Source organism: Streptomyces sp. NPDC002564 (assembly GCF_042889645.1).
Taxonomy (GTDB): Bacteria; Actinomycetota; Actinomycetes; order Streptomycetales; family Streptomycetaceae; genus Streptomyces.
The window spans coordinates 258,667-284,952 of sequence record NZ_JBIARE010000004.1; the positions used below are offsets into that span (position 1 = coordinate 258,667).

Sequence of the window (26,286 nt, forward strand, 5' to 3'; positions counted from 1 at the left end):
ACTGACACTCCGTCATATTTATTTCTATTGCGCCAATCGGGTTTCTAATCCTGTGTTCCGCCACATCGCCCGCATGGGCGATCGATAAGCGAGGGTGACGTTGCAGCCTCTGGATACACGAATTCCTGCGGTTCTTTTGCGGATCGACAGGAATCCCTTTCACCACGGCACGCTGGGCGCCGTCCGCTCCCTCGGCCGCGCGGGCGTCGAGGTGCACCTGGTCGCCGACGACCGGGAAAGCCCCGTACGGCGCTCCCGCCATCTGCACCGGATGCACGCCCCACCCGCCCCCGGGGCGTCCCTCGCCGAGGTGGCCGCCGTGCTGCGCCGCGTCGCGCGCCGCCTGGCCGGGCCCGCCGTCCTGATCCCGCTGGACGACGCGAGCGCCCTCGCCGTCAGCGCCCTGTACGAGGAGCTCACCGACCACTTCCTGCTGCCCCGCGCCCCCGGCGACGTCGCCGAACGCGTCGCCGACAAGGCGTCGCTGGCCCAGGTCTGCGCGCTGGCCGGGGTCGCCCACCCGACGACGCTGGCCCCGGAGTCCGCCGCCGAGGCGGCCGGCGCCGTCGACCGCCTCGGCTCCCCCGCCGTGGCGAAGTGGAGCCGCCCCTGGCTGCTGCCCCGCGACGCCGGTCTGCGCAGCACCACCGTGATCGGCACCCCGCACGAGGCCGTCGCGCTCTTCGAACGCCGTGCCGAGGCCGGCAGCCGGCTGCTGCTGCAGGCCTTCGTGCCCGGTGCCCGCGACGCGGACTGGTTCGTGCACGGCTGCGCGGGCCAGGACGGCGTCGTCCGCGGCGGCGGCACCGGCCGCAAGCACCGCTCCTGGCCGCGCTCGGCCGGTCTCACGGTGAGCGGCGAGTGGACCGCGAACCCCTCGCTGTGGTCCGCCGCCGCGCAGGTCGTGGCGGCCCTGGAGTACCGGGGCATCTTCGACCTCGACTTCCGCAGGGACGCGACGACCGGCGACTTCCACCTCATCGACTTCAACCCGCGCCCCGGCGCCCAGTTCCGCCTCTTCGCCGACGGCACCGGCACGGACGTGGTGCGCGCCCTGCACCGCGACCTGACGCACCGTCCGAACCCGGCGCCCGAACCGCTGGTGGGCCGCACCTTCGTGGTGGAGAACTACGCCCCCCTGACCGCGCTGCGCACCGTGTCCTGGCCGGTGCAGCGCACCGCGTCGCCGTCCGGCGAGCTCGCCTGGCACGCCGCCGACGACCCCGCGCCCGGCGCCGCGCTGCGCCGCCTGTGGCGCCGCCATGTCCTGCGGCGGCTGCGCGAGGGCGTGGGCCGACGCTCGCACAGGGTCCTGACGGCCCTGTCGATCCGGGCGCGCGCACACGCGCCCGCCGTTCTTCCCGGTACGACGAACAGAGAGCGAGCAGTCACCGATGCATGACCTGCTGATTGTCGGAGCGGGCCCCTACGGCCTTTCGGTCGCCTCGCACGCCGCGGCGGCCGGCCTGGACGTACGGATCTTCGGCAGGACGATGGCGTCCTGGCGCGACCACATGCCCCGCGGCATGTTCCTGAAGTCCGAGCCGTGGGCCTCCGACCTGTCCGACCCGGCGGGCCGCCACGGCCTGGCCGCGTACTGCGCCCGCGAGGGCCTGCCCGCCGAGCACGGCAGACCGCTGCCCATCGAGCACTTCGCCGCCTACGGCCAGTGGTTCGCCCGGCAGGCGGCCCCGCCGGTCGACGAGCGCCTGATCGCCTCGGTGCGCGCCACCGGGGACGGCTTCGAGGCCCGCACCCGGGACGGCGAGGCCTACCGCGCGCGCTCGGTGGTCCTCGCCGTCGGCGTCATGCCGTTCACCGAGATCCCCCGCGCCGTACGGGACCTCGGCGGCGACCACGTCTCGCACAGCAGCGACCACGGCGACCTGCGGCGCTTCCGGGGCCAGGACGTGACGGTGCTCGGGGCGGGCCAGGCGGCCCTGGAGACCGCGGCCCTGCTGGCCGAGCAGGGCACCCGGGTCCGCGTCCTGGCCCGCTCCCCGCGGGTGGACTGGAACACCGTGCCGCCGGCCTGGCAACGGCCCTGGTGGGAGTCCCTGCGCGCCCCGCACACCGGCCTCGGCTGCGGCTGGCGCAACCGCTTCTACGCCGAGACGCCCGGCCTCTTCCGCCGGCTCCCGGAGCCCGCGCGGGCCCGGGTCGCCGAGGGCGCGCTGGGCCCGGCGGGCGCATGGTGGATCAGGGAGCGCGTCGAGGCGGGCGTGGAGGTGCGGGTCGGCCACGAGGTCGTGTCGGCCGAACGCGCCGACGGGCGGGTGCGGGTGCGCACCGGCACGGGGGCGCGGTTCACGACCGACCACGTCATCGCGGCCACCGGCTTCCGGGCGACGACCGCCCGCATCGACGTCCTGGACCCGTTGCTCCGCGGCGGCCTGCGCTCCCTCGCGGACGGCACGCCCTACGTCGGCGACCGCTTCGAGTCGTCGTGCCCGGGCCTGTTCCTCGCGGGCCTGACGACGGCGTCGAGCTTCGGCCCCGCGATGCGCTTCGTGTACGGCGCCGCGTTCACCGCCGAGCGTCTCGTGCGGGGCGTCGAGCGGCACGTACGCCGGGGCCGCGGGACCGCGCTGCCGGTCCGGTCGTACGAGGAGACGGCGCCGCGGGCGGCCGCCGCCGTGCGGTGACCCGGCGGCGGGGACGGGCGGCGCACGGCCGCCCGGTCCCCACCCCCTCGAGCCGGCAGGGAAGCGTTTCCGTCCGGCTTCCCTGCCGGGGTACGGCCCTAGCTCCGGGCGGCGGCCAGCCCGCGCCGGTACAGGATCGCCCCGCCCAGCAGCAGGCCCGCGCTCGCGCCCGCGGCGCCGAGCAGCGTGGCGTCCGCGCCCGTCTCGGCCAGCCGGGCCGTGGGCGCCGCCGCGTGCACCGGGCGCTCGGCGCGCTCGCCGTGCGGCGCGTGGTGCGGGGCCGGGGGCGTCACCTGGTGGGGGATCTCGGGGCGGGGCACCGGGGGTACGGCGCGGGGCCTCGGGTCGGGGCCCTGCGGCGGCGTGACGGCTGGCGGCGTGACCGTGTCGGGGGTGTCCTGCGGGGCGCTCTCGCAGTGGTTGCCGAAGACGCCGGAGAGCAGGGCCACCACTCCCACGCCGTTGCCGCAGACGTTCACCGGCACGTCCAGCGGGGCCTGCACGTCGTTGCCCGCGAGCACGCCGGGCGAGTGGGCGGCGTCGCCGTGGGCGCTCGACCCGGCCGGGTCCTCGCCGGGCCGCGGCGCCGCGGGTGCGGCGGGCGCCGTGCGCGAGGTGCTCGAGCTCTGCTCGGAGCGGCCGGGCGCGGGGGCCGAGCGCTCCTCGGCGGGGGCGGCGGAGTGACCGGCGGACGCACAGCCGTTGCCGGTGGCCGGGTTCCCCGCGGCGACACCGTTGGCGGTGTTGCCGCACACGTTCACCGGCACGTCGAGCGGGGCCTGCACGCTGTTGCCCGACAAGAATCCGGGCGAGTCCAGCGCCTGCCCGTTCGCCTCGGAGGCGGCGAACGCGTGGGTGCCGGACAGGGACAGGATGCTCGTGGCGGCCGCCGCGGAGAGCATTCCTTTGCTGAGGGCCTGTCGCAATCTAGTGGTCTTTCTCTGTCCGAGGGGGAGCCGGCCTTGGCGCCGGGAGGGCTGCCAAGGCCGGCCGAGGCGCAGCAGGAACAGCTAGGCCGCTACGTCAGTCGTTGGCGCAGGTGTTGCCGAACGCCGGGTTCAGCAGCGCGATGACGTTGACGCTGTTGCCGCACACGTTGACGGGAACGTGGACGGGGACCTGGACGACGTTGCCGGAGAGGACGCCCGGGGAACCGACGGCCGCACCCTCGGCACCCGCGTCGGCGAACGCCGGGGCACCCAGGCTCAGGGCCATGACGGCACCAGCGATGAACGTTGCGCTCTTCTTGAGCTTCACAGCTTTTCCCTTCTTTCGGGTCACGCCTGAACGCCGGCCGAAACCGGGCGGGCAGTTCCTGTTCCCGCACCGTGACCTGAGCCCTGCTTAACGAGCGGTAAGGGCGAAGGAAACCGCGAAGTTGACACGCCTCGGAAGTTCACTCGAATGCAACCCGTGACCGAAATCACGGAGAGGAAAAGGAAGTTGGGCCCGGGCATGAGAAAGCCCGGGTCGCCCGAGGAGGAAGGAGTCGGGCGACCCGGGCTGTCTCGGCAGCACGACGGATCAGCCGTTGTGCGCACCGTTGCCGGCGAGAACCGGGATGTCGCTCAGGATGTGCGAGAGCGGCTCGTCACCCTTGGCCTGGGTGGAGTTCTCGGTGCACTGCTGGTTCTGCGGGGCCGACAGGACCGGGATGTCCTGGACGGCGATCGGCACGAGGCCCACGAGGGAGCCGACGTTGCCCTTGACCGGCAGGCCGACACAGGGCTTGTTCAGCGAACCCTGCACGAGGGAGAGCTGCGGGCTCATGTCGCCCTTGGTGGCCGAGTTGCCGAACACCTGCTTGGCACCGTTGCCGCTCAGCGACGTGGTGCCGCCGTCGTCACCGATGGCCATCGCGGGAGAGGCGATACCGGCGACCGAGACCGCGACCGCAGCAGCGGCCATTGCCTTCTTAAGCATTTGATGTTCCTTTTCTGGCGGACGCTCAGGTTACTGCGAGCTGTTCAACTCGCCCTGCCGCGTTTAGTTGTGGTCGTTCACTCCATCGGATCCTTCGCGCATCACCGTGCTGCCATCGTCACCCCGCGCGTCCCGCCCCTCTCGGCATGAAGGTCGGATTATCCTCAGAACGTCCGGCCGGTCCTGGAAGGGAATTCATGAAACGTGTGCGAGGCAAGACCGCAGATTCCTGTGCCGGCCCCTCGACCTCCTGGAGCGAACGCGAGCTGCGCCTGGTGGAACGGCTGGCGACGGTGCACCAGGAACTCGATCTGGTGCGCAGGGAACGGGCGGCACTCGTCTCCTACGTGTGGCGGGTGCACGGCGGAAGCGTCGGGCGGCCCGACGGAGCGGGCGGGCGCGCGGTGCACATCGACACCGCCGCGGGGAGCCTGTCGTGGCGCATCGACGCCGAGGACACGGACCTGCTCTCGGAGTCCGGCGGACCGGCCCCGGGCCCGGCGGGCACGGCGGCCGAGACGCTGACCCGGCTGTCGTTCCTGCACCTGCACCGACGGCCCAACCGGCCCACCAGACGGCGCAGGAGGACCGCCTCCGTCGGCACGAACGATGGGCCATCGGAGTGAACCCCAGCAACTCATCACTCCTGAGGCAGTTGCTCAGGGTGCTCCTTGGACGGGGCTCACTCAGAAGGGAATACCTGTGCTGAAGAAGGTTATGACCGCCGCGGCGGTCACGGCTTCCGTCGTCGGCATGTCTGCTGCTGCCGCTCCCACGGCTCTCGCCATCGGGAACGACGGCGGCACGACGACCATGAGCGGCAACGACGCCATGCAGGAGTTCGGCAACTCCGCCACGTACGGCAACATGAGCCCGCAGATGGCGCTCATCCAGGGCTCGCTGAACAAGCCCTGTATCGGTCTGCCGGCCAAGGCCAACGTCGGTTCGCTCGTCGGCGTCGTGCCGATCGCGGTCCAGGACATCCCGGTCCTGTCGGCCCCGCAGAACCAGCAGTGCACCGAGAACTCCACCCAGGCCAAGGGCGACGAGCCGCTGTCGCACCTCCTGGAGGACATCCCGGTCCTGTCGGGCAACGGCGTGCACAACAACTGACGCCGACCACAGTTCAGCGGGCCGCCATTTCTCTCCTTGGCGGCCCGCTGTCCGGCGTTTCGGCGCCGGATTTCCCCGTACCGTTCCGCAATTCCTCAGTGGCGGGGCCAGGGGTCGTGCTCGACCAGGCTCGTCCATTCGGGATCGGGCCGACCGGGGAGGGTCCTGCCCTGCTCGCGCCATTTCCTGAGCATCGATTCGTAGATGGGGTCCGCGGGTGAGTCCGGGGGCTGCCTGCTCACCGGAATGACACCTTGCCGCTTCCATGATCCTGCGCGGTCAGCCATATGTCCTCGTCACGAGTGGGGGCGTATCCGGTTTCGTTCCTGGCGAAGTCGCGAACGAAACAGCACCGTTGAGGCGAAAGAGTTGTTCGGTTGCGCCACACGCGCTTCTCGACGCCCTGCGACGTCTGCCGGTTTATCGTTTAAGGGTTCTTCTTTTCCCCTCATCACATGTGCGGAGAATCAGCATGGGGAAGGTCTCCTGTACACCCGGCCCCGGGCGGCGTTCCAAGCGTCTGGGAATCGTCGCCACGGGGATCGCGCTCGCCGCCGCCCTCACCGGAATCACCGCGGCCGCCACGCCTCTTCCTGTTCAACGCGTCGATGTCTTCAGCGGCATGAAGAATCGTCCGAACGACGGACCCGGTACGAATATTCTGCTGCTCGGCACCGACAGCCGCGCCGGACTCTCGAAATCCGAGCGACGCCGTTTCTCCACCGGCAGCAGGGGCTGCAACTGCTCCGACACGATGATGCTCGTCCACCTGTCGGCGAAGGACGACCGCGTCAGCGTCGTGGGCCTGCCGCGCGACTCACGGGCCGTCATCCCCGCCTACCGCGACGAGGCATCGGGGCAGAGCCGCCCCGCGCATCCGTCCAAGATCAACGCGGCCTACGCCGAGGGCGGGCCCGGTCTCGCGGCGCACACCGTCGAGCAGATGACGAAGGTCCGCATCGACCACTACCTGGAACTCGACTTCCGGCGCTTCATCGACGGCGTCGACGAGGCCGGCGGCGTCCGCGTCTGCACGCCGCGCCGCCTCAAGGACTTCGCGACCCGGCTCGACCTCAAGCCGGGCACCCACACCCTGTCCGGCGGCCGGTCCCTGCAGTACGTCCGCTCCCGGCACGTCGACCACAGCGCGGACTTCGGCCGCATCCAGCGTCAACAGCGCTACCTCGTCGGCGTCCTGAGCAAGCTCTCCGCCGACCGGACCTTCGCCGACCCGGTCAGGACCGCCAAGGTCGCCCGCGCGATGCTCGGATCCGCCCGCGTCGACCAGGGCTTCACCGTCGACCAGCTGGTCGCGCTCGCCGCCACGCTGCGCCGGCTCAAGCCGTCCGCCACGGAGTTCACCACCGTCCCCATCCGCGGCTTCGGCCCACCTCAGGACGGTCTCGGCGCGACGCTCGAATGGGACGGGCCGAAGGCCGCGAAACTCTTCGGCGCCCTCGCCGAGGACCGCGCCGTGACCGGGCGGACCTCGAAGGTCGTGCCCGCCGACCCGCCGCGCCTCGGGCACCAGGCGGCCTTCCGCGGCGACAAGGTCACCTGCGACTGACGTTCAACACATTAATCCGCTGAACGGGGCACAGGCCGCAACCGCTGCCCCATCACTCAGTTGATCACCATGCGGCTCCGCAGCGGAGCCTCTCTTCGAAGGGAACATCACCACCATGAAGAAGCTGTTCGCGACGGCCGCCCTCGCCGCTTCCGTCGCCGGTATGTCCGCCGTCACGGCCCCCCAGGCCATGGCCATCGGTGACGACCAGGGCACGACCTCGATCAGCGGCAACGGTGCCGAGCAGACGTTCGGCAACTCCGCCACGCACGGCGACATGAGCCCGCAGATGTCCCTGGTCCAGGGTTCGCTGAACAAGCCCTGCATCGGCCTGCCGGCCAAGGTCAACGCGGGCTCCCTGGTCGGCCTCGTGCCGATCGCCGTCCAGGACATCAACGTCCTCTCGGCCCCGCAGAACCAGCAGTGCACCGAGAACTCCACCCAGGCCAAGGGCGACGAGCCGCTCTCGCACATCCTGAGCGACATCCCCGTCCTCGCGGGCAACGGCGTCAACAACCACTGATCCCGCGAGCAGACCGACCCGGCCGGGACCACCCGGCCGTCGGCGTCGCGGCGTGGTACGCCCGGCGCGGTGGCCGCCACGGACTCCGTGGCGGCCACCGCCCATTTCGGGCGGTCGGGGCGAACCACCCGAACGACGCGTGTGGGCACGGCCCGGTGGGGCAGCCGAAGGACAACGGTCCCCCACAAGATCGGTGGAAGTGATGCGCTGTGACCCTCGACAGCACGCAGGACACCGGCCTGCTCAGCCGCCCCCGCAGCCCCGGCGCCGCCCGGGACGTCGTCCGCGCCCTGCTCCACGGGGAGCGGCGGGCCGTCGATGAGATGACCGTGGCCGACGCGGTGCTCGTGACCTCGGAACTGGTCACCAACGCGATCCGGCACGGCGAAGGACTGCGCGGATTCGGCTGCCGGGTGCACGCGGGCCACGTCGAGATCGCCGTGGAGGACGCCAGCGACGCGGTCCCGGTGACCCGCCCCCGTACCGCCCTCCTCGTCAGCGGCGGGCACGGCTGGCCCTCGGTGTGCCTGCTGGCCCGCGACGTGACCGTCACCCATCTGCCCGGCGGCGGCAAGCGCGTCGTCGCCCGCATCGCCCTGCCCGGCTGAACCGGCACGGCGGCGGGACGGGCCGCCGCGGGCAACCCTGCCGGCCCAGCGGAGCGCGCCGTCACCGTGTGGCTACCCGGCGGACCGGCGGTGACGCGGTTCCATGGCGTCGAACGCCTCCCCCCGGCGTCGTCCCACGCCTCACCTCCCGAAAGGGCCGGTCCCCGCGGTGCATCCCCTCCTCAAGACCCTCCTCGTGACAGCAGTGGCCGCCTCCTCGGCGCTGCTGCCCGCCGTGGCGCACGCCGCCGACCGGTACGAGGTCACCCTGGACAGCACGGCGCGCCTCGGCGCCGACGGCAAGGCCCGCGTCGCCGGGACGTACACCTGCGAGGGCTTCACCGGGCCGGTGCGGCTGAAGGTCAGGGTGCGCACCGAGGTCACGCGCGACCTGACGCCCGCGGAGACCGAGACCGTGCAGGGCATCTACGACTGGGTGGGCATCCCCGGGACGACGCAGGTGCCGAAGACGTCCACGGTCCACACCACGCGGGAGCGGATCCTCGACGGGACCTGCGACGGCAGCGCCACGGCCCACCCGTGGGAGCACGGCTTCTCCGGAGTGGGCACGAAGGACGGCACCGGCACGGTGACCGTGGCGATGACCTCCGTGGACCCCGCAACCGCAGAGGTGACCCCGCTCGCCGACACGACGGGCGAGGTCACCTTCGCCTGACCCCGGGCGGGGCGCTCACATCCGGCCGGTCACCGTCACCGAGACCCGCGGCGGGCGCTCCTCCCCGGTCGTGCGGCGCAGCGCCCCGGTCACGGCGGCGCGCACCGCGCGGGTGACGTCCAGGGCCCGGTGGCCGCGGCCGAGGACGACGTACACCTCGACGTGCCACCGGTCGGTGCCGGCGTCGCGGGTGACCCGGACGGCCGAGGTGCGCGCCGAAGGGGCGGCGGCCGGTGCCTGCCGTCCGGCCAACGGGTTCGCCGCGCGCAGGAGTTCGGCGAGGCCGGGGCGCAGGAAGGCGACGCCGGGCGTGCCGAGCACCGCCTCGCGGACGGCTGCGGCCGGCGCAGCGGATTCGAGTCGGTCCGTCACGGCCGCCACCCCTGCGCGTCGTCGTCGATGATGTCGGCGACCGTCACGTCGACGGTCGCCACCCGCATGCCCAGCTCGGCCTCCACGGCCTCCAGGACCCGACGGCGGACGCTCGCCGCGATCTCCTGGAGGCTGTGGGTGAGCGCCACGGCCACTTCGACGCGGATGTGCACCGGGCCGCGCGGCCAGCGGCCCCGCGGTGGCCCGGAGCGGCCCTCGTCGGCGAGTGCCTCGATGCGGCAACTGCCCGCCCGTACGCCCGGCAGGCTCTCCGCGGCGGCACGGACCGTCCGGGCGGCCGCGGCCTCCACGATCCACGCGTCCTCGTCGGGATCGCCCAGCGGAAGCGTGCGGCCCGGCCGCAGTTCGAGCCGGACCACGTCCATGACGCGGCCGACGAGCGCGGTGGCGTCGGGGTCGGGGGCATCGTCCGGGTCCGCGTCGCGGGCCGCCGAGACGACGTCCTCCAGGCGCCGCAGGGTGGCCAGGGCGTCGGTGCAGTGCGGGCAGGTGGCGGCGTGCGGATCGGGCTCGCCGTCCTCGGCGCGCTCCCATACGTCCCACAACCGGCGCCCGCAGGGCAGCAGTTCGTCGGGATCGCCGGTCGCCGGATCGCCGGCCGTGGGATCGCCGGCCGTGGGATCGTGATTCGTCGGGTCGTGGTCCGTCAGGTCGTGGTCCGTCAGGTCGTGGTTTGTCGGTTCGTGGTCCGTCAGGTCGTGGTCCGTCGGGTCGTGGTTCGTGGGTTCGTGCGTCATCGGTTCGTGGGTCATCGATCCGTCCCGCAGCGGTTCGTCTGGACCGCGCTCCTCGTTCACCGCCATGCGGCCATCGCCTCCGTGAGATAGCGCCGCGCCCGGAACACGCGGCCCCGGACCGCTTCCGGGCTGATGCCGACCGTCTCGGCGATGGCTTCGTAGTCCAGTCCGTTCAGTTCGCGCAGCACCCAGCACACGCGCTGTTCCGGGGAGAGCCCCTCCATCGCCCTGCCGAGGTCCGCGACGGCCGCGTGCCCCTCGGCGACCCGGGAGGGCGAGGCCTCGTGCTCCGGCGCCTGCGGCTCGGGCACCTCCCCCAGGTCCACGGCGGGTCTGCGCCCCCGCAGCACGTTCAGACAGCGGTTCGTGACGATGCGGTGCATCCACGTGCCGAACCGCGCGTCCCTGCGGAACTCCGGCATCTTGCGCCAGGCGCTCACGAAGGACTCCTGCACGGCGTCCTCGGCCTCCGTCCGGCTGCCCAACAGCCGGGTGGCCAGGCGCAGCAGGCCCGGCGCGTGGCGCCGCACGAGCGCCTCGAAGGCCTCCTCGTCGCCCTCGGCGGCCCGCACCGCCAGCAGTCCGTCGTCGCGCCACGAGGCTTCGTCCGCCTCTTCCTCCTGCGCTCTGCCCCGGTCGCCCGGCACACGCGGCTCCTCTCACTCGGGTCGTACTCCTGGGACACGCCGCGTCCGCCCGCGTTACGCGACGCGGTCATGTTCTCCGCCGCCCGAAGAAATTCTCGGGAGGCGCGTAACGAATCCCGGCCCCCCGTGTCAGACAGGCGTGGGACCGGGCACCCGGACCCGGTGAGCGAGCGGACGACCGACGGACGACGACACGTCCCGACGAGTACCCCGACGAGGAGATGCCTTTCATGACCACCCAGGAGATCACCCCGAAGACCGCGACGACCGGTGGCGACCGGGGCCTGAGCGCCCCGCACCAGAGCGTGCCGGGCAGCACCACCGTGACGGGCCGCACCGGGGCCGCCGAGCCCGCCGCGACCCGCGGCAAGACGTCCATCGCCGACGTGGTGGTCGTGAAGATCGCCGGGATGGCGGCGCGCGAGATCCCCGGCGTGTACGACATGGGCGGCGGCCTCTCCCGCACCCTCGGCGCCGTGCGCGATCGCGTCCCCGGCGGGCGGCCGAACGTGGGCCGCGGCGTGAAGGTCGAGGTCGGCGAGCGGCAGACGGCCATCGACCTGGACATCGTCGTCGAGTACGGCGTGCCCATCACCGACGTCGCCCACGACGTGCGCGAGAACGTCATCTCGGCCGTGGAGCGCATCACCGGCCTGGAGGTCGTCGAGGTCAACGTGGCCGTCAACGACGTCCGGCTGCCCGACGACGAGACCGCGGACTCCACCGGCGAGACCCGCGTCGAGTAGGCACGCGCACCGGCCGCCGAGCCGTTCCTCGGCACGTTTTCCGTGAGGTGGGTCCTGTGGTGAGGGGTGAGTGGTGAGCACAGCTCTGGTAGGCCTGATCGCCGGGATGGCGCTGGGATTCGCCGGGTGGTTCGGCGGCTTCGGAGCCTTCCTCCTGGTGGCCGCGCTCGGTGCGGTCGGCTTCGTCCTGGGACGCCTGGTGGACGACGGCACGGACATCCGGGGTTTCCTCGGCGGACGTGACCGGGAGCGGCGATGAGCACACCCGCGGCGGACCGCGGCTCGACGAGCATCGCCGACCGCGCCGTGCGCCGGATCGCCGAGCGGGCCGCCACGGAGGCGCTCGCGCCCGGCGAGGTCAGGACCGCCCGCGCCGCGGCGGCGGTACGCGGCCGCCGGGCACGGGTGGCCGTCACCGTGGCGCTGCCCTACCCCGCGCCGCTCGACGACGCGGGCGAACGCGTCCGGTCCCATGTGGCGGGCCGCACGGCGCAGCTCACCGGGCTCGCCGTGCCGTCCGCGCGGGTCCGGGTCAAGGAGCTGCGGCTGCGGGCGGCGGCGGAGACCGGTCCCGAGGGGTCGGCCTCCGCCGCCGGGCGGCCGGACGAGGGCGGCCGTAGGCTCCGCTCGCCGCGCCCGTGGTCCCCGCGGCGCGTCCCCGTCGCGCTGGCGGCGCTCGTCGCGGCCGCGGTGTGCGGGGTGTTCCTGTACGACGTCGTGGCCGTGCACGCGGCCGACCGCGCCCCCGCCCGGTGGCGGGCCGACCTGATGGACCGGCTGACCGCGCACGGCCCGGACGGCGGCGCCTGGCCCGGTCTGGCGGCGGCCGCGGGCCTGCTCGCGCTCGGCGTGGTGCTGCTGGTCCTCGCCGTCACGCCGGGCCGGCGCGGCAGGCTCCCGCTGCGCACACCGCTGCCGGGGGTCCGCGCGGTCATCGACCGGACGGCCGTGGCGTCGCAACTGCGGGACGCCGTGACGGAGTTGCCGGGCATCACGCGCGTGCGGGTCGACGTGGGCCGCCGCAGGGCACGCGTACGGGCCGGGCTCGCCTTCGGCGAACCGGGGCCCGCACGCCAGGAGTTGACCGAGTCGGCCGCACGGGCCCTGGCGGCCTGCGGCCTGGCCAGGCAGCCGCGGCTGCGGGTCCGCCTACGCACCGAGCCCGCCTGGCGCGCGCCCGCGGGGGCGGGTGAGCCGGGGGCTGGACCCACCGACCGAGGAAGCAGTTCCCGATGAGCCGTATGCGCAACGCCACCAACCGGACGGTCCTCTTCTGCCTGGCCGCGGTGCTGCTGGGCGCGGGCGCCGTGCTGGCGTCCGCGACCGGGCCCGTGCGCGACCGGCTGCCGGCCGGCTGGCCGCGGCTCGGCACCGACCGGGTGTGGCTGGACGGCGAGGAGCTCGGCCGGTGGCGGGACGAGGGCTGGTGGACGCCCGCGGTGATCGCCGCGCTCTCCGTCGCCGTACTCCTGCTCGCGGCCCTGGTCCTGGTCCAGGTGCGCCGCGGGCTGCTGCGCGAACTGGCCCTGGGGCAGCCCGAGGTGACCCTGTCCGGGCCCGCGCTCGCCGCCGCGCTCGCCGAGCGGGCGGGCGCCATCGACGGCGTGGACGACGCGCGGGTCCGCCTGCGGGGCAACGCGCGACGGCTGCGCGCCCGCATCACCCTGACCCTGCGGCCCGACACCTCCCCCGACGCGGTGCTGCACCGGCTCGCGCACGGCGCGGTGGCCGAGGCGCGGGCGGCGACGGCGCCCCGCGCGCTGGACGCCGACGTGCGTCTCACGGTGCGCTCGCACCGGGCCCGGCGGCTGCGCTGAGCGGACCCCGGGCGTCACCCGGTCGTGTCACCCGGCGTATCGCATTGTAAGAACGATTCTGCGCCATTAGGTGGCCTTCAATTTCTCCTGAAAGTATGGCTGTTGAGTCGGAAATTGAACCCGTTCGGCGGGCTCCTCACCTGCCTGACGACATCGGACGGAGCAACCGTCCGACCAGCAGTCAGGCGGTAAGAATGACTCGCCTGCTCATCGGAGAAGTAGGGCCGACCGGAGTACTCGGCGGCCAACGCCATTTCCTTCAAAGACGTTGATCCGTTCAGCCGGTCATGGAACTCAGGGACCGGCTTGAGCGACATGCCGTGCTCGCAGACATGTATTGCGAGGCCAACGAACGTGTCGTGGACGCGCAGTTGACACTGGAGGAGCTGAGAAAGAACAGAAACCGTGTGCTGGCGGCCCTCGCCGTCACTCTGGGCAGCGACACGGGAGCCGCGCACGTGCTGGGCCTGCCGGAGCGCGACGTCCGGACCGCCCGCAAGTCCGTGAACCGCGAGGAAGCCCTGGACCTGGCGACCAACGCGCTGGAACTGGTCGCGGACACCGCCCCGAACCCGGCGTACGCGGCCCAGCCCGCCGCCGCGGAACCGGCCGAGGCCCAGGAGGCCAGAGCCGTGCCGGAACCGGCCGCCGCCGCCCCCGCGGAGACCGTGGCGGCCCCCGCCGCCGCCCGGGAGCCCGTCGCGATGCCCGCGCCCGCACCGGCCCCCGCACCCGCACCCGCACCCGCGCCACCTCCTCCCTCGCCCTCTCCCGTGGCCGCGCCGCAGCCGGCCATGGCCGCGGCGCAGGCGGCCCCCACGGCCGCGCCCGCTGCCCCGCACGTGCAGGTCGCGGCCCCCACGGCGGTACCCGAAACCGTCTCGTGGACCGCGCCGATGGACCACCTGCTGGTCCAGGGCTGGCACGAGGGGGTGAACCCCAGCGTGCTCGCCACTCAGCTGGGCTGCGATCTGTCGGCACTGGCACTCAGGGTGCAGGAGCTCTCCTACGCGGAGAGCGCGCCCGCCCAGGCAGCCTCGGCACAGGCCGAAGTCCGGACGGGAGGTGACACTTGGGAGCCCGCGCAGGCTCCCTCGCGACAACCCGGGCGCCACCGGCGCCACCGAGCCAACGGGTCTGCTCATGGCCTTTTCCCGCAAGAGACGATGACCCAGCCGGGTCTGCAGGGCCAGCAGCTGCACCAGGGCCTGCAGGGGGTCCCGCAGGACGCCCATCCGACGGACCTGGCCTACCACCCCTCGTACGCCCCCCAGGGGCAGCCCGCGGACTACCACCTGCCCTACGGGGACGTGCACGCGTACCCCGTGGGCATGTGAGCCGCCGGTGGGCGAGGGGGACGGACGGCGAACGGACCGCCCGCGTGCCGTGGAAGCACGCGGGCGGCCCGTCGAGGTCCGCGGAGAGGGGGCCGGCCGGTCAGCGCTCGGCGAGCATCCCGGAGCGCAGCCGGTCCAGGGTGCGCGACAGGAGACGCGAGACGTGCATCTGCGAGATGCCGAGCACCTCGCCGATCTGGCCCTGCGTCATCTCCCGGCCGAAGCGCATCTCGATGATCCGGCGCTCCCGCTCGTCGAGCTGCTCGACGAGCGGCGCGAGCGTGTGCAGGTCCTCGAAGAGGTCGAGCGCCGGGTCGTCCTCGCCGAGGATGTCGGCGTAGTCCCGGCCCTGCGAGCCGTCGTCCTGGCCGACGGGCACGTCGATCGATCCGGCGGTGTAGCCGTTCGAGGCGACGAGGCCGTCGTTGACCTCCTGCTCGGTGATCTCCAGGTGCTCGGCGAGCTCGCGGACCGTGGGGTCGCGGTCGAGCTCGGCGGACAGCCGCTCCTTGGCCCTGGAGAGGTCGACGCGCAGCTCCTGGAGGCGGCGCGGGACGTGCACGGCCCACGTGGTGTCACGGAAGAACCGCTTGATCTCGCCGGTGATGTACGGCAGCGCGAAGGTGCTGAACGCGACGTCGCGGGAGAGCTCGAAGCGGTCGATGGCCTTGATCAGGCCGATCGTGCCGACCTGCACGATGTCGTCGATGTCGCTGCTGCCGCCGCGGAAGCGCGAGGCCGCGTACTGCACGAGCGAGAGGTTCATCTCGATCAGGGTGTTCCGCGCGTACTGGTACTCGTGCGTGCCCTCTTCGAGGTGCTGCAGCCGGTCGAAGAAGATCTTCGACAGGGAACGTGCGTCCTTGGGCGCGACGCTTCCGGCGTCCTCGACCCACGGCAGCTCGCTGCCGGACATCTCCTCCCAGGGGCCCGCCGTGCGCGCTTCCTCGTGCGGAGACACTGCAGTCGACTGAGTAGGCGGCCTCACGTGTTCACCTTTGGTCGGGGACAGCTGTCGGAACATCTGTCGCGTACATCGGGCGGATGCGTCTGTCGGTACGTCAACAGACCGCCTGCCCCGTACCGACGAAGTTACGCCCCTCATCATGACGGGACTTCATGACGGGACTTCATGACGGGACTTCATGACGGGGCTTCATGACGGGACTCATGACGGGACTTCGGCACGTGACGTCGGGACGGACTTGGGGAAGGCCCCGGAGCGGCCCGACGCACCGTTCCCCTGGCCGGTCCGTGCTGTCACCATGCGGAGTCCAGGGTGTAGGGGGAGTCGCCCTCAGCGGGGGCGGGGCGGGAGGGGTACATGCCCGAGGTGTTCTTGCGGCGGCTGAGCCGCTGGCAGGCCGAACAGCAGCGCGAGGCCGTGGCCGACCTCTACGTAGAGGCCCATCGCGACCATGACGGCACGGAGTACAACGACCGGCGGGCGTTCCTGCGCCGCTTCGAACACGACGTGCAGCAGACCGACTTCGACATGGTGGTCGCGGACGCGTCGGGTCTGGTCGGCTGCCTCTACGGGTACCGCGCCGAGCGGGGCGGCGTGTGGTGGCAGGCGCTGCGCGGTGTGCTGTCCCCGGGGATCGAGGAACGGACGGCGTCGGGGCGGGTGTTCCTGCTGGGCGGCCTGATGGTGGCGCCCGGCGAGCGCGCGCCGGACGTCGCCTCCCGGCTGCGGACGCTCCTGCTGACCCGGCACACGTCCGAGGTCGTCGTCGCCGTGATCCAGCGCGACGACGACCGGGGGCGGGAGGTCCTGGAGGCGTGGGACTGGACGAAGCTCGGCGAGTTCGAACCGGAGCGGGAGGGCTGGCTGCGGCCGCCGTCGCCGCTGCCGTGACCGGGCGGGGCCGGGCGGGGACGGTCGGGTCCGGGCGGGTCAGGGCCGGGGCAGGGCGACGGGGCCGGAAAGTTATCCACAGGCTGGGGAATCCCGTCCGCGGATTGTCGGCGGGGCCAGGCAGTATGGGGGCATGAGCGAGACGGGTGCAGAGAAGGACGCGGTGCCGACGGCTGCCGCGGGGTCGGACGCGGCGGCGGACGGGACGCCGGACTGGGAGAAGCGGTTCAGGGCACCGCGGGTGTCGCTGCCGGACTGGGCGGAGGACGCCCCGCAGCGCTCCTTGTTCGTGTCGAACGCGACGGGGACGTACGAGCTGTACGCCTGGGACCGCGGGACGGGCGCCCAGCGCCAGGTGACCGACCGGCCGAACGGCACGACGGACGGCGCGCTCTCGCCCGACGGCGAGTGGATCTGGTGGTTCGACGACACGGACGGCGACGAGTTCGGCGTGTGGCGGCGCCAGCCCTTCGGCGGCGGCGCGGACGAGCCCGCGGTGCCGGGCCTGGCGGGTTCCTACCCGGCGGGGCTCGCCCTCGGCAGGGACGGCGGGCCGGTCGTGGTGGGCCGCTCCACGGACGAGGACGGCTCGACGATCCACGTCGTGCCGCCCGGCGCCGGCGAGCCCGTGGAGATCTACCGGCACCGGGAATCGGCCGGCGTCGGCGACCTCTCGCACGACGGCACCCTGATCGCGATCGAGCACACCGAGCACGGCGACGCGATGCACTCCGCCCTCCGGGTCATCCGTCCCGACGGCTCGGCGGTCGCCGAGCTCGACGACACCAAGGGCGGCACGGTCGAGCTGGGCCTCGAGGTCCTCGGCTTCGCCCCGGTCGCCGGGGACACCCGCCTGCTGATCGGGCACCAGCGGCGCGGCCGCTGGGAGCCGCTGGTGTGGGACGTCGCCTCCGGCGAGGAGAGCGACCTCGCCCTCGGCCTGCCGGGCGACGTCAGCGCCGAGTGGTACCCCGACGGCTCGGCCCTGCTGATCGCGCACGGCTTCGAGGCCCGCGGCGAGCTCTTCCGGTACGACCTCGCCTCCGGCGGGCTGACGCGGATCGACACGCCCAAGGGCTCGGTGTCGGGTGCGACCGCCCGCCCCGACGGCAGCGTGGAGTACATGTGGTCCTCGGCCGCCGAGCCGTCGGTGGTCCGCTCCACCGCGGGCGGCGTGGTCCTGGACCCGCCCGGCATGAAGGCCCCGAAGTCCGTGCCCGTGGAGGACGTGTGGGTGGAAGGCCCGGGCGGCCGCATCCACGCGCTGGTGCAGCGGCCCGCGGGCGCCACCGGACCGCTGCCCACCGTCTTCGAGGTGCACGGCGGCCCCACCTGGCACGACAGCGACTCCTTCGCGGCAGGACCGGCCGCCTGGATCGACCACGGGTACGCGGTCGTGCGGGTCAACTACCGCGGCTCCACGGGCTACGGCCGGGAGTGGACGGACGCCCTCAAGCACCGGGTCGGCCTCATCGAGCTGGAGGACATCGCGGCGGTGCGGGAGTGGGCGGTCTCCTCCGGCCTCGCCGACCCCGACCGGCTGGTCCTGGCGGGCGGCTCCTGGGGCGGCTACCTCACCCTGCTCGGTCTCGGCACCCAGCCCGGGGCGTGGGCGGTGGGTCTGGCCGCGGTGCCCGTCGCGGACTACGTGACGGCGTACCACGACGAGATGGAGGCGCTGAAGGCGATGGACCGCACGCTCCTCGGCGGCACCCCCGAGGAGGTCCCGGACCGCTTCCGTGCCTCCTCCCCGCTGACGTACGTGGACGAGGTCAAGGCCCCCGTCTACATCTCGGCCGGGGTCAACGACCCGCGCTGCCCGATCCGCCAGATCGACAACTACGTGGACCGCCTCGCCGCCCGCGGCGCGGTCCACGAGGTGTACCGCTACGACGCGGGCCACGGCTCGCTGGTCGTGGACGAGCGGATCAAGCAGGTGGCCCTGGAGCTCGACTTCGCGGCGCGGCATCTGGCGCCCGCCGCGGGCCGGGAGGCCTGAGCCCGGCGGGGCGCGGCGAGCGCGCACCCCACGGTTCGGCGGGCCGCGGGGCCCCCGTACCGTGGGGGTGTGTACCGGTTTCTGCTGACGCCCCGCTGGTGGGGGATCAACGTCTTCGTCGTGCTGGCCATCCCCTTCTGCGTCTTCATGGGTTCCTGGCAGCTCGGCCGCTTCGAGGACCGCGTACAGGACCACGAGTCCGCCAAGGAACAGGTCAAGGAGCAGGCCGACGCGGAGCACGGGCCGGGCAGGCCGCTCGCGTCGCTGCTGCCCGTCGACAAGGACACCTCCGGCGAGCAGGCCACGGTCACCGGCCGCTACGGCAAGCAGTTGCTCGTGCCGGACCGCGAGCTGGACGACAAGAACGGCTTCTACGTCCTGACGCTGCTGCGGACCGACGGCGGCAAGTCGCTGCCCGTCGTGCGCGGCTGGCTCCCCGGCCGGGCGAGTGCCGCGAAGGCGCCGGCCGCGCCCCGGGGCGAGGTCACGGTGACGGGCGCGCTGCAGGCGTCGGAGAGCCCCGGTTCCAACGGGGTCAGCGCGGCGGGCGGGCTGCCGCGGGGCCAGCTGGGCGCGATCAGCTCGGCGTCGCTCGTCAATCTCGTGCCCGACGACCTGTACGACGCGTGGATCACGCTCGGCAAGGGCGACGCGGGGATGAAGGCGGTGCCCGCGGCCGCGCCCAACAACACAGGGCTGGATCTGAAGGCCTTCCAGAACCTCGGCTACACCGGCGAGTGGTTCGTCTTCGCGGGCTTCGTGCTCTTCATGTGGTTCCGGCTGTTCCGCCGCGAGGCGGAGTTCGCCCGCGACGCCCGGCTCGGGCTGCTCCCCGAGCCGGAGAGCGCGCGGGCGGGCGAGGACGGCGAGTACGGCGAGAACGGTGAGAACGGCGAGAACGCAGAAGGCGAGCCCGGGAAGCCCGTCGAGGCCTGAGAGGGCCGCCGTCGGGCACGCGGGCACGGAGGCCGTGCGGCCGGGTGCCGGGGGTTCGTCGCGGCGGGCCTAGGAGGCGGGGAGCACTCCGGTCCTGTACACCGTTCCCGCGCAGGCGTTGCCGATGGTCGTCGAGGCCGAGGGGGCTCCCGCCTCCGCCGTCAGGGAGATCGCGACGCTGCCGTCGGCCGTCCCGCCGTCGGTCCGGCCGAGCTGGGTCGTCGTGCCGTCCGGCGTGCCGCCCTCCGTGGCGCCGCTGCCGCCCTCCGAGGGCGTCGGGTTGGGCGAGGGCTCCCCGCCGTCCGACGGGCACGACTCCGAGGGCACCCAGGCGAAGCGCACCTCGTAGGACGCGCCGGGCTGGAGCACCAGCGGGCTGGCCTCCTGCGAGGGGTCGGGCAGGCCGGTCGCCTGGTCGCCCGACGTGTGGTCGACGACGCCGACCTTCGCGGCGTCGGCCGCGCCCTGTGCCACCGCGCCGACGGCGCCCGCGGCCTCGACGGTGCAGCTGCTGTCGGAGATGTTGGAGACGCGGAAGGAGCCGTACACCTTGTTGTCGGCCTCGGGGGTGCCCGCGCTGCCGGTGGCGCCGAGCTGGGCCGCGTCGCAGACGGGCGAGCTGGCGGCCTCGGAGGTGGAGGGGTCGGGCGAGCCCGTGCCGCCGCCGCCCGTACCGCCCTTCTCCTTGCCGTCCTTCTTGTCCTTCTTGTCCTTGTGGTCCTTGTCCTTGGACCGGTCGGGCTTCTCGCCGGAGCCCTTCTTGCCGCCCTCGGGGTCCTTGCCCTGACTGGAGCCGCCCTGCGCCTCCTGGCTGTTGCCCGCGATGGAGGTGCGGTCGTCCGCGTCGCCGCTGGAGTTGGTGACGTGCACCAGCGCGGGGACGGCGGTGCCGATGAAGAGGGCGGCGGCGGCGAGGCCGACGACGGCCTGGCGCTTGCGGGCCCTGCGGGCGGGAACCGCCTTGCGCAGATGGTCGAGGGCGCGGTCGTCCGGTTCGATCTCCTGGACGGCCTCGTGCAGCAGGCGCCGCAGTGCGAGCTCGTCGGCGGCGGGCTCGGCGGCCGGCTCGGCGGCGTCCCGCTCGGCCTCGGGACCGCGCCCGGGGCCGTCCACCGAGCGGAGGCCCGCCGCCGCGCGGAGCCGGTCCAGCGGGTCCTTCACCTGTGCGGTGTCCGGCGCGTCCGACGTGTCCGGCGCGTCCGGCTCGCCCGCGGGACGGCTGCCGTCCGCCGGGTCCGGCCGGGCCTCGGCACCGGGCCTTGCGGGCCCGGCACCGGATCCGTCGGGCCCGCCGTCCGGCCCGCGGGCGTCTTCGGGGCCGTGGTTCACGTTTCCGTTCCTGCCATGGTGCTTGAATCCGCCCTGCTCGTCACGCTTGTCGCGCTCGCTCATGCCGGCGCCTCCATGGCGACCCTGAGGGCCGCGATGCCGCGCGAGCCGTACGCCTTCACCGAGCCCAGCGATATCCCCAGGGTCTCGGCGACCTGCGCCTCGGTCATGTCGGCGAAGTAGCGCAGCACGAGGACCTCGCGCTGGCGCCGCTGGAGGCCGCGCATCGCCTTGATCAGTTCGTCGCGCTCGAGCTGGTCGTACGCCCCCTCTTCCGCGCTCGCCATGTCGGGCATCGGCTTGGAGAGCAGCTTGAGCCCGAGGATGCGCCGGCGCAGGGCGGACCGCGAGAGGTTCACGACGGTCTGGCGCAGATAGGCCAGCGTCTTCTCGGGGTCGCGCACCCGCTTGCGCGCCGAGTGCACCCGGATGAACGCCTCCTGCACCACGTCCTCGCAGGACGCGGTGTCGTCCAGGAGCAGCGCGGCGAGGCCGAGGAGCGACCGGTAGTGGGCGCGATAGGTCTCGGTCAGATGGTCGACTGTGGTGCCCGCGGTCATCGTGTCGTCAGCGCCCTCGCGCTGCGTCGGGATGCGGGCGGGCCGCGCCGCGGGCATGGGTGCGATCACCGGCATGCCACCGGTCGCGCGGGAACGGCGCGGGGGACGCAGTGTCGCTGCGCCTCTCGCCTGTACCGCTGTGAAGTCGAGTACCTCTGCCACGCTTGTTGGACACGCTTCCCCCCATCAGGGTTGTACGCATCCGGCATCGCGTTTGCGGCATGTCGCGCGGGCATCGCTCGTGACGATGCATCAAATGCCCCCATGCGTACCAGCTCTTCCCCTATGCCCCATATTCGCAGCGGTGCTCAGGCCACCCCTGAAGGCGACCGCTAAAGACGCCCCCGGCCCCGCCGTCGGTTGCAGTGATCAGTCGCCGAATCTTCGAACGCGGAGATGATCCAGTTCAAGCGCTCACTGCCACCAAGTTGGACACAGAACTTACACAGATCCCACAAAGATCTTCGCCCTGGGGTGGTCCATACCAATCAGGGGGTCTTCCCCCGCCGGCCGGCCGGGGCGGTCCCGCGGATCAGGCGGTGAACTCACCCGCGACCAGCTCGGCGATCTGGGCGGTGTTCAGCGCGGCTCCCTTGCGCAGGTTGTCCCCGCACACGAAGAGCTCCAGCGCGGTCGGGTCGTCCAGCGACCTGCGGACCCGGCCGACCCACGTCGGGTCGGTGCCCACGACGTCGGCGGGGGTGGGGAACTCGCCCGCGGCGGGGTTGTCGAACAGCACGACGCCCGGCGCGGTCGCGAGGATCTCGCGCGCGCGGTCCACGGTGACCTCGTCCTCGAAGCGTGCGTGGACGGTCAGGGAGTGGGTGGTCACGACGGGCACCCGGACACAGGTGGCGGCCACGCGGAGCCCGGGCAGCCCCAGGATCTTGCGCGACTCGTCCCGGACCTTCATCTCCTCGGACGACCAGCCGTCGTCCTTCAGGGACCCGGCCCAGGGCACGACGTTCAGCGCGACGGGCTCGGGGAAGGGGCCGGTGTCGTCGCCGACGGCCCGGCGCACGTCGCCCGGGCTGGTGCCGAGTTCGCTGCCCGCGACCAGCTGGAGCTGGCGGCGCAGCGTGTCCACGCCGTCCCGTCCCGCCCCGCTCACCGCCTGGTACGAGGAGACGATCAGCTCGCGCAGGCCGAACTCGGCGTGCAGCGCGCCCACCGCGACGATCATCGAGAGCGTCGTGCAGTTGGGGTTGGCGACGATGCCGCGCGGGCGTACGCGCGCGGCGTGCGGATTGACCTCGGGCACCACGAGGGGGACGTCCGGGTCCATCCGGAAGGCCGCGGAGTTGTCGACCACGACGACGCCCTTGGCGGCCGCGACGGGCGCCCACTGCGCGGACACCTCGTCGGGGACGTCGAACATCGCGACGTCGACCCCGTCGAAGACGTCCTCCGACAGGGCGAGCACCTCGGTCTCCGCACCGCGCACGGCCAGCTTGCGGCCGGCCGAGCGCGGTGAGGCGACGAGTCTGATCTCGCCCCAGATGTCGGCGTGCTGCGACAGGATCTGGAGCATGACGGTGCCGACGGCCCCGGTCGCTCCGACGACCGCGAGCGTCGGCTTCCGGTTCATCGCCCGGTGCCTCCATAGACCACGGCCTCGTCCGTGTCGGAGTCGAGTCCGAAGGCGGTGTGGACGGCCTGGACGGCCTCCGTCACGTCGTCGGCGCGGGTGACGACCGAGATGCGGATCTCGGAGGTCGAGATGAGCTCGATGTTCACCCCGGCGTCGCTGAGCGCCTCGAAGAAGGTCGCGGTCACGCCCGGGTTCGTCTTCATGCCGGCGCCGACCAGGGAGATCTTCGCGATCTGGTCGTCGTAGCGCAGCGAGTCGAAGCCGACGGCCGCACGGGTCTTCTCCAGGGCGTCGACGGCCTTGCGGCCCTCGGCCTTGGGGAGCGTGAAGGAGATGTCGGTCAGGCCCGTCGAGGCGGCCGACACGTTCTGCACGACCATGTCGATGTTGACCTCGGCGTCCGCGATGGCGCGGAAGATCGAGGCGGCCTCGCCCGGCTTGTCCGGCACGCCGACGACCGTGACCTTGGCCTCGGAGGTGTCGTGCGCGACACCGGAGATGATGGCCTGCTCCACCTTGCGGTCCCCTTGCGGTTCGTTGCTGACCCACGTGCCCTGCAGCCCCGAGAAGGAGGACCGCACGTGGATCGGGATGTTGTAACGGCGGGCGTACTCCACGCAGCGGTGGAGGAGCACCTTGGAACCGGAGCTCGCGAGCTCCAGCATGTCCTCGAACGAGATCCAGTCGATCTTCCGGGCCTTCTTCACCACACGCGGGTCGGCGGTGAAGACGCCGTCCACGTCCGTGTAGATCTCGCAGACCTCGGCGTCGAGCGCGGCGGCGAGGGCGACGGCGGTCGTGTCCGACCCGCCACGGCCCAGCGTGGTGATGTTCTTGCCCTCCTGGCTGACGCCCTGGAACCCGGCGACGATGGCGATGTTGCCCTCGTCGATGGAGGTCCGGATGCGTCCCGGGGTGACATCGATGATCCGCGCTTTGTTGTGGACGGAGTCGGTGATGACGCCGGCCTGGCTGCCCGTGAACGACTGGGCCTCGTGGCCCAGGTTCTTGATCGCCATGGCCAGCAGGGCCATGGAGATGCGCTCACCAGCGGTCAGCAGCATGTCGAATTCGCGTCCGGCAGGAATCGGGGATACCTGTCCGGCGAGATCGATCAACTCATCCGTCGTGTCACCCATCGCCGACACCACGACAACGACCTGGTGGCCGTTCTTCTTGGCGTCGACAATTCTCTTGGCGACCCGCTTGATGCCCTCGGCATCGGCTACGGAGGAGCCTCCGTACTTCTGCACGACAAGGCCCACGTGCGCTCCTCGCTCAATCCGTTGTGCGGTCGGCACAGTCTAACGAGCGGCCGAAATTCGCCTCGGCTATATCAGATCGTGAGATGTCCCGCTCACAAGTTGATCACCCGGCATACGGTCCCGCTCTTCGGGGCGTACGTTCCGGCCGCTCGGCTTGGCACATGCCCGCTTCGGAGCACTGCACTCCGGAAAGTGGGGCGGGTCACAGCTCCCGGCGGGGCGCCCCGGCGAAGGGCTACTTGACCGTGCGCAGGCCCAGCGGGCCCGCGATCTCCTCCGCCATGACCTTGCCCGCCTCCTCGGCGAGGGCGTCCTCCGTGAGGTCCTCGTCCGTGTCGAGGCCGTCGAGGTCCTCCAGGGGCTGGTTCAGGCGGACGTGGGCCACCAGGGACTGCAGGGCGCGCAGCGCGCCGGAGGCCGTGGAGCCCCAGTTCGAGAAGTAGGAGAACTGCCACCACCACAGGGCCTCGGTCGTGCGGCCCGCGCGGTAGTGGGCCAGACCGTGGTCGAGGTCCGCGACGACGTCCGCCAGGTCGTCCGAGATGCGGCAGGCCACCGGGGCCTTGCGCGGCTCGTACGGGTCGAAGACCTCGGAGTAGACGTCGATCGGGTCCAGAAGGGCGGCCAGGCGCTCGCGGAGGTCGTCCACGTCCTGCTCGGGGCCGAGATCCGGTTCGTAGCGCTCCTCGGGGACGATGTCCTCGTGCGCGCCCAGGCGGCCGCCGGCCAGCAGCAGCTGGGAGACCTCGAGCAGCAGGAAGGGGACGGCCGAGTCGGGCTCGTCGCCCTTGGCGACCTCCTTGACCGAGACGATGAAGCTCTCGACCTGGTCGGAGATCTGGACCGCGAAGTCGTCCGGGTTGTCGGTCACGGTGTTCAGCGTGGCGTCAGACATCTAGGAGTCGTCTCCCCTCGAAGGCGCGGCCCAGGGTGACCTCGTCCGCGTATTCCAGATCTCCCCCGACAGGGAGTCCGCTGGCCAGGCGGGTGACCTTCAGGCCCATGGGCTTGATCATGCGCGCGAGGTACGTGGCCGTGGCCTCGCCCTCCAGGTTCGGGTCGGTGGCCAGGATCAGCTCGGTGACCGTGCCGTCGGCCAGGCGCGCGAGGAGCTCCCGTATGCGCAGGTCGTCCGGGCCCACGCCCTCGATCGGGCTGATCGCGCCGCCGAGCACGTGGTACTTGCCCCGGAACTCGCGGGTCCGCTCGATCGCGACGACGTCCTTCGGCTCCTCGACCACGCAGATCACCGAGGGGTCGCGGCGCGGGTCGCGGCAGATGGCGCAGAGCTCTTCCTGCGCCACGTTCCCGCAGGTCGCGCAGAAGCGGACCTTGTCCTTCACCTCCAGCAGGGCGTGCGCGAGACGGCGTACGTCCGTGGGTTCCGCCTGGAGGATGTGGAAGGCGATCCGCTGCGCGCTCTTGGGACCGACGCCGGGCAGCCTGCCCAGCTCGTCGATGAGGTCCTGAACCACGCCTTCGTACAACGGAACGCCTTTCCTGAAGTCCTCTTGAGGGTGTCGGCTCTCTACGTACGGTAGTTGGCCGGGGGGTTTCTTAGAAGGGAAGTCCCGGGATGCCGCCGCCGCCCAGACCCTGGGTCAGCGGGCCGAGCTTCTGCTGCTGGAGCGTCTGCGCGTTCTCGTTGGCCGCCTGGACAGCGGCGACGACGAGATCCGCCAGCGTCTCGGTGTCCTCGGGGTCGACCGCCTTCGGGTCGATCACCAGGCCGCGCAGCTCACCCGAGCCGTTGACCGTCGCCTTGACGAGACCGCCGCCCGCCTGGCCTTCGACCTCCGTGTGCGCGAGCTCCTCCTGGGCCGCGGCGAGGTCCTGCTGCATCTTCTGGGCCTGCTGGAGCAGCTGCTGCATGTTGGGCTGGCCACCACCGGGGATCACGATCAGCTCCGTTTCGTACGGTCCATCTGGCGGGGTTCTCCGCCAAGAACGAGCCTACGTGGTCGGCGGGTGCGTCGCCCCAGCACTCTTTCGAGTGAGATCGGCCGTCTTCCTATA

31 protein-coding genes are annotated in these 26,286 nt (G+C 72.5%); 16 read left to right on the forward strand and 15 right to left on the reverse strand.

The features are described from left to right. The first annotated feature begins 100 nt into the window (after positions 1-100). Positions 101-1,402 carry an ATP-grasp domain-containing protein gene (locus ACFYXE_RS16385; protein ID WP_389313640.1) on the forward strand — a complete coding sequence of 434 codons (1,302 nt, stop codon included), beginning with the start codon at positions 101-103 and terminating at the stop codon, positions 1,400-1,402. Beyond that, a complete protein-coding gene (locus tag ACFYXE_RS16390; protein ID WP_389312935.1) occupies positions 1,395-2,645 on the forward strand; it encodes an NAD(P)-binding domain-containing protein in 1,251 nt (416 codons plus the stop codon). The genes ACFYXE_RS16385 and ACFYXE_RS16390 overlap by 8 nt, the downstream gene beginning before the upstream one ends. A 98-nt stretch (positions 2,646-2,743) precedes the next feature. Here ACFYXE_RS16390 and ACFYXE_RS16395 read toward each other — a convergent pair whose 3' ends face one another. The 3 genes from ACFYXE_RS16395 to ACFYXE_RS16405 all read right to left on the reverse strand — a co-directional run bounded on the left by ACFYXE_RS16395 (position 2,744) and on the right by ACFYXE_RS16405 (position 4,568). Beyond that, positions 2,744-3,571 carry a chaplin gene (locus ACFYXE_RS16395; RefSeq protein WP_389312937.1) on the reverse strand — a complete coding sequence of 276 codons (828 nt, stop codon included), beginning with the start codon at positions 3,569-3,571 and terminating at the stop codon, positions 2,744-2,746. Positions 3,572-3,668: 97 nt separating this feature from the next. Then, positions 3,669-3,860 carry a chaplin gene (locus ACFYXE_RS16400; RefSeq protein ID WP_389313642.1) on the reverse strand — a complete coding sequence of 64 codons (192 nt, stop codon included), beginning with the start codon at positions 3,858-3,860 and terminating at the stop codon, positions 3,669-3,671. Between the two features lie 309 nt (positions 3,861-4,169). Beyond that, positions 4,170-4,568: a rodlin gene (locus tag ACFYXE_RS16405; protein ID WP_361169682.1), complete on the reverse strand. Its 399-nt coding sequence runs from the start codon at positions 4,566-4,568 to the stop codon at positions 4,170-4,172. Positions 4,569-4,765: 197 nt separating this feature from the next. On the opposite strand from ACFYXE_RS16405, the gene ACFYXE_RS16410 reads away from it, so the two are divergent. After that, entirely contained in the window at positions 4,766-5,194 is a 429-nt protein-coding gene (locus ACFYXE_RS16410; protein WP_389312940.1) for a hypothetical protein, read from the forward strand. Between the two features lie 76 nt (positions 5,195-5,270). Beyond that, entirely contained in the window at positions 5,271-5,681 is a 411-nt protein-coding gene (locus tag ACFYXE_RS16415; protein WP_361169676.1) for a rodlin, read from the forward strand. 95 nt (positions 5,682-5,776) lie between these two features. Here the strand turns inward: ACFYXE_RS16415 and ACFYXE_RS16420 are convergent, their stop codons facing one another. After that, positions 5,777-5,923 carry a hypothetical protein gene (locus ACFYXE_RS16420; RefSeq protein ID WP_361169673.1) on the reverse strand — a complete coding sequence of 49 codons (147 nt, stop codon included), beginning with the start codon at positions 5,921-5,923 and terminating at the stop codon, positions 5,777-5,779. A gap of 380 nt (positions 5,924-6,303) precedes the next feature. On the opposite strand from ACFYXE_RS16420, the gene ACFYXE_RS16425 reads away from it, so the two are divergent. The 4 genes from ACFYXE_RS16425 (at position 6,304) to ACFYXE_RS16440 (ending at position 9,055) form a co-directional block, all read left to right on the forward strand. Then, on the forward strand, positions 6,304-7,248 hold the full coding sequence (locus ACFYXE_RS16425; protein WP_389312943.1) for an LCP family protein: 945 nt from the start codon (positions 6,304-6,306) through the stop codon (positions 7,246-7,248). A gap of 115 nt (positions 7,249-7,363) precedes the next feature. Then, positions 7,364-7,771 carry a rodlin gene (locus ACFYXE_RS16430; RefSeq protein ID WP_361169667.1) on the forward strand — a complete coding sequence of 136 codons (408 nt, stop codon included), beginning with the start codon at positions 7,364-7,366 and terminating at the stop codon, positions 7,769-7,771. 209 nt (positions 7,772-7,980) lie between these two features. Continuing rightward, complete coding sequence (locus ACFYXE_RS16435; protein ID WP_389312945.1) at positions 7,981-8,379, forward strand: ATP-binding protein; 399 nt, start codon at positions 7,981-7,983, stop codon at positions 8,377-8,379. Positions 8,380-8,575: 196 nt separating this feature from the next. Next, positions 8,576-9,055, forward strand: a complete 480-nt coding sequence (locus tag ACFYXE_RS16440) for a hypothetical protein (RefSeq protein WP_389312947.1) — start codon at positions 8,576-8,578, stop codon at positions 9,053-9,055. Positions 9,056-9,070: 15 nt separating this feature from the next. Here the strand turns inward: ACFYXE_RS16440 and ACFYXE_RS16445 are convergent, their stop codons facing one another. The 3 genes from ACFYXE_RS16445 to ACFYXE_RS16455 are packed head-to-tail and all read right to left on the reverse strand — an operon-like array spanning position 9,071 to position 10,832. Beyond that, the gene (locus ACFYXE_RS16445; protein ID WP_389312949.1) at positions 9,071-9,427 is read right to left on the reverse strand and encodes an Asp23/Gls24 family envelope stress response protein; all 357 of its coding nucleotides are present in this window, start codon (positions 9,425-9,427) and stop codon (positions 9,071-9,073) included. Continuing rightward, positions 9,424-10,251 carry a hypothetical protein gene (locus ACFYXE_RS16450; RefSeq protein ID WP_389312951.1) on the reverse strand — a complete coding sequence of 276 codons (828 nt, stop codon included), beginning with the start codon at positions 10,249-10,251 and terminating at the stop codon, positions 9,424-9,426. The genes ACFYXE_RS16445 and ACFYXE_RS16450 overlap by 4 nt, the downstream gene beginning before the upstream one ends. Next, positions 10,242-10,832, reverse strand: a complete 591-nt coding sequence (locus tag ACFYXE_RS16455) for an RNA polymerase sigma factor (RefSeq protein WP_389312953.1) — start codon at positions 10,830-10,832, stop codon at positions 10,242-10,244. Before ACFYXE_RS16455 ends, ACFYXE_RS16450 begins: the two co-directional genes overlap by 10 nt. Before the next feature lie 230 nt (positions 10,833-11,062). On the opposite strand from ACFYXE_RS16455, the gene ACFYXE_RS16460 reads away from it, so the two are divergent. The 5 genes from ACFYXE_RS16460 (at position 11,063) to ACFYXE_RS16480 (ending at position 14,732) form a co-directional block, all read left to right on the forward strand. Continuing rightward, on the forward strand, positions 11,063-11,578 hold the full coding sequence (locus tag ACFYXE_RS16460) for an Asp23/Gls24 family envelope stress response protein (RefSeq protein WP_389312955.1): 516 nt from the start codon (positions 11,063-11,065) through the stop codon (positions 11,576-11,578). A 73-nt stretch (positions 11,579-11,651) separates the two neighbouring features. Continuing rightward, positions 11,652-11,837 carry a hypothetical protein gene (locus tag ACFYXE_RS16465; RefSeq protein WP_361169646.1) on the forward strand — a complete coding sequence of 62 codons (186 nt, stop codon included), beginning with the start codon at positions 11,652-11,654 and terminating at the stop codon, positions 11,835-11,837. Next, on the forward strand, positions 11,834-12,814 hold the full coding sequence (locus ACFYXE_RS16470) for a DUF6286 domain-containing protein (RefSeq protein ID WP_389312958.1): 981 nt from the start codon (positions 11,834-11,836) through the stop codon (positions 12,812-12,814). The genes ACFYXE_RS16465 and ACFYXE_RS16470 overlap by 4 nt, the downstream gene beginning before the upstream one ends. Further along, on the forward strand, positions 12,811-13,395 hold the full coding sequence (locus ACFYXE_RS16475) for a hypothetical protein (RefSeq protein WP_389312960.1): 585 nt from the start codon (positions 12,811-12,813) through the stop codon (positions 13,393-13,395). The genes ACFYXE_RS16470 and ACFYXE_RS16475 overlap by 4 nt, the downstream gene beginning before the upstream one ends. 320 nt (positions 13,396-13,715) lie before the next feature. After that, on the forward strand, positions 13,716-14,732 hold the full coding sequence (locus tag ACFYXE_RS16480) for a hypothetical protein (RefSeq protein ID WP_389312962.1): 1,017 nt from the start codon (positions 13,716-13,718) through the stop codon (positions 14,730-14,732). Between the two features lie 100 nt (positions 14,733-14,832). On the opposite strand, the gene ACFYXE_RS16485 is transcribed toward ACFYXE_RS16480, so the two are convergent. Further along, positions 14,833-15,648, reverse strand: coding sequence for an RNA polymerase sigma factor SigF (locus ACFYXE_RS16485; RefSeq protein ID WP_389313644.1), 816 nt, complete (start codon positions 15,646-15,648; stop codon positions 14,833-14,835). 408 nt (positions 15,649-16,056) lie between these two features. Here ACFYXE_RS16485 and ACFYXE_RS16490 point away from each other — a divergent pair, with 408 nt between their 5' ends. The 3 genes from ACFYXE_RS16490 (at position 16,057) to ACFYXE_RS16500 (ending at position 19,525) form a co-directional block, all read left to right on the forward strand. Beyond that, positions 16,057-16,590 carry a hypothetical protein gene (locus ACFYXE_RS16490; protein ID WP_389312964.1) on the forward strand — a complete coding sequence of 178 codons (534 nt, stop codon included), beginning with the start codon at positions 16,057-16,059 and terminating at the stop codon, positions 16,588-16,590. A gap of 133 nt (positions 16,591-16,723) precedes the next feature. Continuing rightward, the gene (locus tag ACFYXE_RS16495; RefSeq protein ID WP_389312966.1) at positions 16,724-18,589 is read left to right on the forward strand and encodes a prolyl oligopeptidase family serine peptidase; all 1,866 of its coding nucleotides are present in this window, start codon (positions 16,724-16,726) and stop codon (positions 18,587-18,589) included. A 69-nt stretch (positions 18,590-18,658) separates the two neighbouring features. Beyond that, positions 18,659-19,525 (forward strand): SURF1 family protein, encoded by an 867-nt coding sequence (locus ACFYXE_RS16500; protein WP_389312968.1) that lies wholly within the window; start codon positions 18,659-18,661, stop codon positions 19,523-19,525. Positions 19,526-19,594: 69 nt separating this feature from the next. Here the strand turns inward: ACFYXE_RS16500 and ACFYXE_RS16505 are convergent, their stop codons facing one another. From ACFYXE_RS16505 to ACFYXE_RS16535, 7 genes are all read right to left on the reverse strand, one after another. Beyond that, on the reverse strand, positions 19,595-20,917 hold the full coding sequence (locus ACFYXE_RS16505) for a hypothetical protein (RefSeq protein ID WP_389312970.1): 1,323 nt from the start codon (positions 20,915-20,917) through the stop codon (positions 19,595-19,597). Beyond that, a complete protein-coding gene (locus ACFYXE_RS16510; RefSeq protein ID WP_361169621.1) occupies positions 20,914-21,489 on the reverse strand; it encodes a SigE family RNA polymerase sigma factor in 576 nt (191 codons plus the stop codon). The genes ACFYXE_RS16505 and ACFYXE_RS16510 overlap by 4 nt, the downstream gene beginning before the upstream one ends. Positions 21,490-21,946: 457 nt before the next feature. After that, positions 21,947-23,002: an aspartate-semialdehyde dehydrogenase gene (locus tag ACFYXE_RS16515; protein WP_389312973.1), complete on the reverse strand. Its 1,056-nt coding sequence runs from the start codon at positions 23,000-23,002 to the stop codon at positions 21,947-21,949. Beyond that, on the reverse strand, positions 22,999-24,270 hold the full coding sequence (locus ACFYXE_RS16520; protein WP_361169615.1) for an aspartate kinase: 1,272 nt from the start codon (positions 24,268-24,270) through the stop codon (positions 22,999-23,001). The genes ACFYXE_RS16515 and ACFYXE_RS16520 overlap by 4 nt, the downstream gene beginning before the upstream one ends. 235 nt (positions 24,271-24,505) lie before the next feature. Beyond that, positions 24,506-25,165: a DUF5063 domain-containing protein gene (locus ACFYXE_RS16525; RefSeq protein ID WP_361169612.1), complete on the reverse strand. Its 660-nt coding sequence runs from the start codon at positions 25,163-25,165 to the stop codon at positions 24,506-24,508. Next, positions 25,158-25,757, reverse strand: coding sequence for a recombination mediator RecR (gene recR / locus ACFYXE_RS16530; protein ID WP_062774664.1), 600 nt, complete (start codon positions 25,755-25,757; stop codon positions 25,158-25,160). The genes ACFYXE_RS16525 and recR overlap by 8 nt, the downstream gene beginning before the upstream one ends. 70 nt (positions 25,758-25,827) lie before the next feature. Then, entirely contained in the window at positions 25,828-26,169 is a 342-nt protein-coding gene (locus ACFYXE_RS16535; RefSeq protein ID WP_361169608.1) for a YbaB/EbfC family nucleoid-associated protein, read from the reverse strand. Between the last annotated feature and the right edge of the window lie 117 nt (positions 26,170-26,286).

Excerpts from the sequence above, each read along its gene's own strand:
- ACFYXE_RS16390 (WP_389312935.1), top strand. The coding sequence starts at position 1,395 with ATGCATGACCTGCTGATTGTCGGAGCGGGCCCCTACGGCCTTTCGGTC.
- ACFYXE_RS16400 (WP_389313642.1), bottom strand. The coding sequence starts at position 3,860 with ATGGCCCTGAGCCTGGGTGCCCCGGCGTTCGCCGACGCGGGTGCCGAG.
- ACFYXE_RS16405 (WP_361169682.1), bottom strand. The coding sequence starts at position 4,568 with ATGCTTAAGAAGGCAATGGCCGCTGCTGCGGTCGCGGTCTCGGTCGCC.
- ACFYXE_RS16410 (WP_389312940.1), top strand. The coding sequence starts at position 4,766 with ATGAAACGTGTGCGAGGCAAGACCGCAGATTCCTGTGCCGGCCCCTCG.
- ACFYXE_RS16425 (WP_389312943.1), top strand. The coding sequence starts at position 6,304 with ATGAAGAATCGTCCGAACGACGGACCCGGTACGAATATTCTGCTGCTC.
- ACFYXE_RS16430 (WP_361169667.1), top strand. The coding sequence starts at position 7,364 with ATGAAGAAGCTGTTCGCGACGGCCGCCCTCGCCGCTTCCGTCGCCGGT.
- ACFYXE_RS16450 (WP_389312951.1), bottom strand. The coding sequence starts at position 10,251 with ATGGCGGTGAACGAGGAGCGCGGTCCAGACGAACCGCTGCGGGACGGA.
- ACFYXE_RS16460 (WP_389312955.1), top strand. The coding sequence starts at position 11,063 with ATGACCACCCAGGAGATCACCCCGAAGACCGCGACGACCGGTGGCGAC.
- ACFYXE_RS16470 (WP_389312958.1), top strand. The coding sequence starts at position 11,834 with ATGAGCACACCCGCGGCGGACCGCGGCTCGACGAGCATCGCCGACCGC.
- ACFYXE_RS16475 (WP_389312960.1), top strand. The coding sequence starts at position 12,811 with ATGAGCCGTATGCGCAACGCCACCAACCGGACGGTCCTCTTCTGCCTG.
- ACFYXE_RS16485 (WP_389313644.1), bottom strand. The coding sequence starts at position 15,648 with ATGTCCGGCAGCGAGCTGCCGTGGGTCGAGGACGCCGGAAGCGTCGCG.
- ACFYXE_RS16490 (WP_389312964.1), top strand. The coding sequence starts at position 16,057 with ATGCCCGAGGTGTTCTTGCGGCGGCTGAGCCGCTGGCAGGCCGAACAG.
- ACFYXE_RS16495 (WP_389312966.1), top strand. The coding sequence starts at position 16,724 with ATGAGCGAGACGGGTGCAGAGAAGGACGCGGTGCCGACGGCTGCCGCG.
- ACFYXE_RS16505 (WP_389312970.1), bottom strand. The coding sequence starts at position 20,917 with ATGAGCGAGCGCGACAAGCGTGACGAGCAGGGCGGATTCAAGCACCAT.
- ACFYXE_RS16510 (WP_361169621.1), bottom strand. The coding sequence starts at position 21,489 with ATGCCGGTGATCGCACCCATGCCCGCGGCGCGGCCCGCCCGCATCCCG.
- ACFYXE_RS16515 (WP_389312973.1), bottom strand. The coding sequence starts at position 23,002 with ATGAACCGGAAGCCGACGCTCGCGGTCGTCGGAGCGACCGGGGCCGTC.
- ACFYXE_RS16525 (WP_361169612.1), bottom strand. The coding sequence starts at position 25,165 with ATGTCTGACGCCACGCTGAACACCGTGACCGACAACCCGGACGACTTC.